General features: G+C 66.3%; 5 protein-coding genes and 1 pseudogene. 1 reads left to right on the top strand and 5 read right to left on the bottom strand.

What is annotated here, in order from left to right:
- From ACFP9U_RS24130 to ACFP9U_RS24120, 3 genes are all read right to left on the bottom strand, one after another.
- The coding region (locus ACFP9U_RS24130) for a PfkB family carbohydrate kinase (protein ID WP_378625336.1) at positions 1-133 on the bottom strand (133 nt) is incomplete at its 3' end.
- A 51-nt stretch (positions 134-184) separates the two neighbouring features.
- A complete protein-coding gene (locus ACFP9U_RS24125; RefSeq protein ID WP_378625333.1) occupies positions 185-1,081 on the bottom strand; it encodes a methylated-DNA--[protein]-cysteine S-methyltransferase in 897 nt (298 codons plus the stop codon).
- A 65-nt stretch (positions 1,082-1,146) separates the two neighbouring features.
- Positions 1,147-1,632 (bottom strand): DUF2244 domain-containing protein, encoded by a 486-nt coding sequence (locus ACFP9U_RS24120; RefSeq protein ID WP_378625331.1) that lies wholly within the window; start codon positions 1,630-1,632, stop codon positions 1,147-1,149.
- A gap of 21 nt (positions 1,633-1,653) precedes the next feature.
- Here ACFP9U_RS24120 and nth point away from each other — a divergent pair, with 21 nt between their 5' ends.
- A complete protein-coding gene (gene nth, locus ACFP9U_RS24115; RefSeq protein WP_378625329.1) occupies positions 1,654-2,442 on the top strand; it encodes an endonuclease III in 789 nt (262 codons plus the stop codon).
- A 16-nt stretch (positions 2,443-2,458) separates the two neighbouring features.
- Here the strand turns inward: nth and ACFP9U_RS24110 are convergent, their stop codons facing one another.
- Together ACFP9U_RS24110 and ACFP9U_RS24105 are read right to left on the bottom strand one after the other, a co-directional pair.
- Positions 2,459-3,199, bottom strand: a complete 741-nt coding sequence (locus ACFP9U_RS24110; RefSeq protein WP_378625328.1) for a sulfate transporter family protein — start codon at positions 3,197-3,199, stop codon at positions 2,459-2,461.
- 295 nt (positions 3,200-3,494) lie between these two features.
- A pseudogene (locus tag ACFP9U_RS24105) lies at positions 3,495-3,991 on the bottom strand (NADP-dependent phosphogluconate dehydrogenase); the annotation flags it as partial.

The raw sequence follows: 3,991 nt of genomic DNA, 5'->3' as shown, positions 1-3,991 counted from the left end.
CGAGCGCCTGGTTGGCGCCCTTGCCGCCGGGCGCGGTCGAGAACGCCTCGCCCGGCACGGTTTCCCCGGGACGGGGCAGCCTTTCCACGCGGGCGATGAGATCGAGATTGATGGAACCGACGATGGTGATCACGCTTGGGCCTCCCGCAATGACTGCGGGAAGCTACCCGGTTCGCGGATAAAATCAATCGGCCGCTTGGGTGTTCTGCTGCAGCTGCCCCGCTTCCCAACCGAGAATGGCCCGCTTGCGCGTCAGCCCCCAATGATAGCCGGTCAGCGCGCCGGACTTGCCGACCGCCCGGTGGCAGGGCACCACGAAGGAAAGGGGATTGGCGCCGACCGCCGCGCCGACGGCGCGCGCGGCGCTCGGTGCGCCGATTTTTTCGGCGATATCGGAATACGCGCACGCTCGGCCCATCGGGATCTTCAAAAGGGCCTGCCAGACACGCACCTGGAAATCCGTGCCGATGAGCACGATGCGCAGGGGCTCGTCGGCGCGCCAGCGGGCGGGGTCGAAGACCCGCGCGGCATAGGGCGCGGTGGCGGACATGTCCTCCACGTAGTGCGCGTTGGGCCAGCGGGCGCACATGTCCTCGAAAGCCGCCTGCTCTTTACCGGCATCGGCGAAGGCAAGGCCGGCCAGGCCGCGGTCGGTGACCATGACGAGCGCAATGCCGAAAGGCGACAGGTGATAGCCGTAGCGGATGGTAAGGCCCACGCCCCGGGCCTTGAATTCGCCCGGGGACACCGCCTCGTGGGTGACGAAAAGGTCGTGCAGCCGGCCGGGACCGGACATGCCGAGTTCCAGCGCGGTCTCCAGAAGCGGCATGCCGGAGGCGAGCAGTCGGCGGGCATGGTCGAGCGTGACGGCCTGCAGGAAGGCCTTGGGCGACAGCCCGGCCCAGCGCGTGAAGAGCTTCTGCAGACCGGTCGGCGTCTCGCCCGTATCGGCGGCGAGATCCTCGAGCGAGGGCTGGTCACGGTAGTCGAGGCTGATCTTCTCGATCACGCGGCGCACGACCTCGTAGTCATGGCCTACCGGCGTGATGTCACGATCAAGAATGGCGAGTTCTGCATTCATGGCACGTTCTCCTTGCGTGCCAATATGCTTCGGACGCCCAGGCATCTCCACCCGATTCTTGCCGGTCAGCCGCCCTTTGCGGTGGCGAGCGCCCGGCCGAACGCCTCGGCGAAGCTTTCCCGATCGTCCGGGTTGAGGAAACTGCCTAGGGAAACGCTCTTCTCCCGCGTTTCCACCGCCATGGCGGTGATGCCGATCTCGGTGTGCCGGTGCACGTTGAAGCGGGTCCAGAAGGGGTTGAAGCTGTGGGATTCGGCCCGTCCGGAAGGCGGCACCTTGCGGATATCGAGGCTGGTGCGCGACAATGAGACCTCCTCGCGCACGCGCGCGGCCCGGTAGTTGAGGCGGAAAGCGATATAAAGCGCCAGCACGTCGAGCCCGAAGAAGCCGACGACCGGCCAGGCGCCGATGCTCATGAAAGCGGCGCCGACGGTAAGCCAGATAAAGAGGACCACGCCCATCAGGACGGCAAACCCCCTGCGCCCCAATGAACGGTGGGGAACGAGCAACGCCTTGAAGAAAGGCTCGTCGGCGGCATTCTGTTCGCTCATCATTCGAATTATAGAGGCAGTATGCAAAAGCCCAAGACCAAAAACGTCGCGCCCGGCGCCGCAAAGAAGAAAGCCGCGGGGTCGGCCCGCCGCAAGAGAAAGAGCCTCACCGCCTACAGCCCCGAGGAACTCGCGGAGATCTTCCGCCGCTTCCGAATCCAGCGGCCGGAACCGAGGGGCGAACTGGAGCACGTGAACCCGTTCACGCTCCTGGTGGCGGTGGTGCTTTCGGCGCAGGCCACCGATGCCGGGGTGAACAAGGCCACGCGGCCGCTCTTCCGGGTCGCAGACACGCCGGAAAGGATGCTGGCGCTCGGCGAGGAAAAGCTGGGCGAATATATCCGCACGATCGGCCTGTGGCGCAACAAGGCGAAGAACGTAATCGCCCTTTGCGAGGCGCTGATCCGCGATCATGGCGGCCTCGTGCCGGGCGACCGCGATGCGCTGACCAGTCTGCCGGGCGTTGGGCGCAAGACGGCGAACGTCGTCCTGAACATGGCCTTCGGCCAGCCGACCATGGCGGTCGACACCCACATCTTCCGCATCGCCAACCGGATCGAGCTGGCGCCGGGCAAGACGCCGGAGGAAGTGGAGCGCAACCTTGTCAGCGTCATTCCCGAGGAATTCCTGCATCACGCCCACCACTGGCTCATCCTGCACGGGCGCTATGTGTGCAAGGCGCGCAAGCCCGATTGCCCGGCCTGCGTGATCGCCGATCTGTGCAAGGCACCTGAGAAGACGACTGATGTGCCGGCACCGCTGGAGCCACTGGAGCCGATCGAGGCCAAACGCGAAGCCGAGGAGGCCTAGCGAGCGGGTGAGCCGCTTACGGTGACGCCTCTCCGACGACCGGCCCGACGCCGGAAGGCGACTCCCGCGCCACGATCATCTTGTGCAGGTGCACCATCATGGCGCCGGCGAAGAGCGGCGTCAGAAGGTTGAGAAGCGGCACCGCCAGGAAACCGGCGATCACGAGACCGGCGAGAAAGATCGTGACGGCGTGGCGGCGGCGCAGCGCCTTGGCCTCCGCCTCGCTGCGGAAGCGCATGGCTGCGAACTCGAAGAACTCCCGGCCGAGCAGGTAGGCATTGACGATGAAGAAGATGACGAGATTGATGCCCGGCACCAGAAGCAGGAACAGCGCCACCAGATTGGCCAGGACGACGACACCGAAGAACTTGAGCGAAAGCCAGATCGCCGGCACGAGCGGCACGGCCTTGCCCGGCGGATCCTGCGGATAACTGGTCTTCTCCACCGCCTCGGCGACATCGTCGAGGAACAGGCCGGCAACGATGGCCGTCACCGGGGCGATGAGCAGGGCCAGAGCCAGCGCCAGGCCGATGCCCGCCACGACCGCCGCGAGCACGCCGAGCCAGCCAGCCCAGCCGGGCAGGCCGGGCACAAGCTGGTCGAGCCAGGGCATGGCGAAGGCCTCGAAGAGTTCCTTCAGGCCGAACCAGAAACCGGCGAGGAGGAGGAGCGTCAGCCCCAATGACTTGAAAAAGGCGGCCCGGAAAGCGGGGGCGAAGAGCTGCCCGGCGGCAGCGCGCGCTGCATCGAAGATCATGGGAGTCTTTCACATCGGAGCATGACGGCGACGCGCAGGAAATAGGCTTCAGAAGCCACCGGTGCAACCTGCAGGGCTTGGTCGATGACTCACGATGCTAGCGAGGTATCGACGTCCAGACATGGATCCTCGGGTCAAGCCCGAGGATGACGAAGGTTGAGAGTTCGCAGCGAAACGCAGTGTGCGCGACTGGCGGAAATCGGCCCTTCATATCCTCGGTTGGAACAGAGAATCCATGCCCTGACCGTCTCCATCTGCGACACCGCTCCAATCACCAATCGCAGGAAAGCCGTGCCTATTTGAGCGGCGGCCAGTCGGCGTGGTGCGTGCCTTCGGCGTCCACCCGCTCGAACCCGTGCGCGCCGAAGAAGTCGCGTTGCGCCTGGATGAGGTTGGCCGTGCCCTGGCCGCGCCGGAACTGGTCGAAATGGGCAAGTGCGGCCGAGAGCGCCGGCACCGGCAGACCCGCCTCCGCGCTGCGCGCCACCACGCGGCGCAGATGCGGATGCGCGGCCTCGATCAGCGGCATGAAGGCGCCGGTCATCAACAGGTTCCCGGTCTCCGGCGCGTTGTCGAAGGCCTCGGCGATCTCGCCCAGGAACTGCGAGCGGATGATGCAGCCGGCGCGCCAGATGCGCGCCACCGTGCCGAGCGGCAGGTTCCAGCCGAACTCGCGCGAGGCCGCCGCCATGACCGAGAAGCCCTGCGCATAGGCGACGATCTTGCCGGCGAAGAGCGCCTGCTCGAGGATAGCCAGAACATCGCTGGAGGCCGGACCGGCCGCCGGCGACG

Source organism: Nitratireductor sp. GCM10026969, assembly GCF_042660605.1.
Classification (GTDB): Bacteria; Pseudomonadota; Alphaproteobacteria; order Rhizobiales; family Rhizobiaceae; genus Chelativorans.
Note: the sequence above shows the minus strand (reverse complement) of the source record. Positions and strands in the feature narration are given on the sequence as shown.

Bases quoted from the DNA above. Each gene is read 5' to 3' on its own strand.
- ACFP9U_RS24125 (WP_378625333.1), bottom strand. From the start codon at position 1,081: ATGAATGCAGAACTCGCCATTCTTGATCGTGACATCACGCCGGTAGGC.
- ACFP9U_RS24120 (WP_378625331.1), bottom strand. From the start codon at position 1,632: ATGAGCGAACAGAATGCCGCCGACGAGCCTTTCTTCAAGGCGTTGCTC.
- nth (WP_378625329.1), top strand. From the start codon at position 1,654: ATGCAAAAGCCCAAGACCAAAAACGTCGCGCCCGGCGCCGCAAAGAAG.
- ACFP9U_RS24110 (WP_378625328.1), bottom strand. From the start codon at position 3,199: ATGATCTTCGATGCAGCGCGCGCTGCCGCCGGGCAGCTCTTCGCCCCC.